Origin of the sequence: Xanthobacter autotrophicus (assembly GCF_029991245.1) — a bacterium.
GTDB lineage: Bacteria > Pseudomonadota > Alphaproteobacteria > Rhizobiales > Xanthobacteraceae > Xanthobacter > Xanthobacter autotrophicus_C.
In genome coordinates, this window is record NZ_JAIVFO010000283.1 from 1 (window position 1) to 1718 (window position 1718).

Below are 1718 nucleotides of genomic sequence, written 5' to 3' on the forward strand. Positions count from 1 at the left end.
CTCCCCAACCCTCCCCCGCAAGCGGGAGAGGGAGCAGCCTCGTGCAGGGCGGGAGAGCGCCGTCTCCGTCCTCCCGCGGGGAACCCTCTCCCGCTTGCGGGGGAGGGCAGGGAGGGGGGCGCTCTCCCGCGGGAGCCCGCTCAGAAGGATGCCCCAGGCCGGCGCGACTTCGCCCGGCGCGCTTCGTTGCAGCCGGCCGGGACACGCCTTCCCTCTCCCCAAAACGGAAAAACCTGCCCCACCGGCATCATGCGCCATGACAGTGCCGCGTTCCTGCGGAATACTGGCGGGGCTGGCAGAGGCATTCGCCTGACCTGCCCTCATCCCAAATCCGGGCTCGCGCGCGCATCCGGCGCGAGCGCCCCCCTTTTTACCCGACTGCATTTACCCGACGGAGGACGATCCTTGCCCCACGAAACGCCGCTCATCGCGACACTCGTCGGGGCCTTCGTCCTCGCCTTCATCTTCGGCGCCGTCGCCCAGCGCTTCAAGCTGTCGCCGCTGGTGGGCTATCTCCTCGCCGGCGTCATGGTGGGGCCCTTCACCCCCGGCTTCGTCGCCGACCAGAGCATGGCGCTGGAACTGGCGGAGATCGGCGTCATCCTGCTGATGTTCGGCGTCGGCCTGCATTTCTCGCTGAGCGACCTCCTGTCGGTGAAGGCCATCGCCATTCCCGGCGCGGTGCTGCAGATCGGCGTCGCCACACTGATGGGCATCGGCCTTGCCTATGCCCTCGGCTGGGGCCTGGGCGCGGGAATCGTGTTCGGGCTCGCCCTGTCGGTGGCGAGCACCGTGGTGCTGCTGCGGGCGCTCCAGGAACGGCGCATGGTGGAGAGCGAGCAGGGCCGCATCGCGGTGGGCTGGCTCATCGTGGAAGACCTCGCCATGGTGCTGGCGCTGGTGCTCCTGCCCGCGCTTTCGGGTGCCCTGGGCGGGCGGGTGGTGACCACCTCCACCGCCGAATGGCTGGGCGGGGAAGACGTGTGGGTGACGCTGGGCATCACGCTCGCCAAGGTGGCGGGCTTCGTGGTGCTGATGCTGGTGGTGGGCCGGCGCGTCATTCCCGGCATCATGCACTGGGTGGCCCATATCGGCTCGCGCGAGTTGTTCCGGCTGGCGGTGCTGGCCATCGCGCTGGGCGTCGCCTTCGGCTCGGCCAAGCTGTTCGGGGTGTCGTTCGCGCTCGGCGCCTTCTTCGCCGGCATGGTGCTGAGCGAATCGCCCCTCTCCCACCGCGCGGCGGAAGAGACGCTGCCCCTGCGCGACGCCTTCGCCGTGCTGTTCTTCGTCTCCGTGGGCATGCTGGTGGACCCGTCCATCGTCATCAAGAGCCCGATCCCGCTCATCATCACCGTGCTGATCGTGCTGTTCGGCAAGTCGCTGGCCGCTTTCCTGCTGGTGCGGGCGTTCGGCTACGGCAACATCACGGCGCTCACCATCTCCGCCTCGCTGGCGCAGATCGGCGAGTTCTCCTTCATCCTGGTGGCGCTGGGCGTGGACCTGAACCTGCTGCCGGAGGAAGGGCGCGACCTCATCCTCGCGGCAGCGATCATCTCCATTCTCGCCAACCCCTTCTTCTTCCTGGCGCTGGACCGCTATCGGGCCAAATCCGCCGCCAAGTCCACCGCCAAGGGCCCCCCGACTCCCGAGGCGCCCCAGGCGGCGGCCGCCGTGGCGGACAATCAGGCGCCGCCGCCCGCGCCCGCCCTGCCCAAGAC

At 69.6% G+C, this 1718-nt stretch carries 1 protein-coding gene; it reads left to right on the forward strand.

All coding sequences use genetic code 11. The annotated features are described in order from the left end of the window. Positions 1 to 405: 405 nt before the first annotated feature. On the forward strand, positions 406 to 1718 hold a 1313-nt coding region (locus K9U41_RS22735), incomplete at its 3' end, for a cation:proton antiporter (RefSeq protein WP_282643110.1).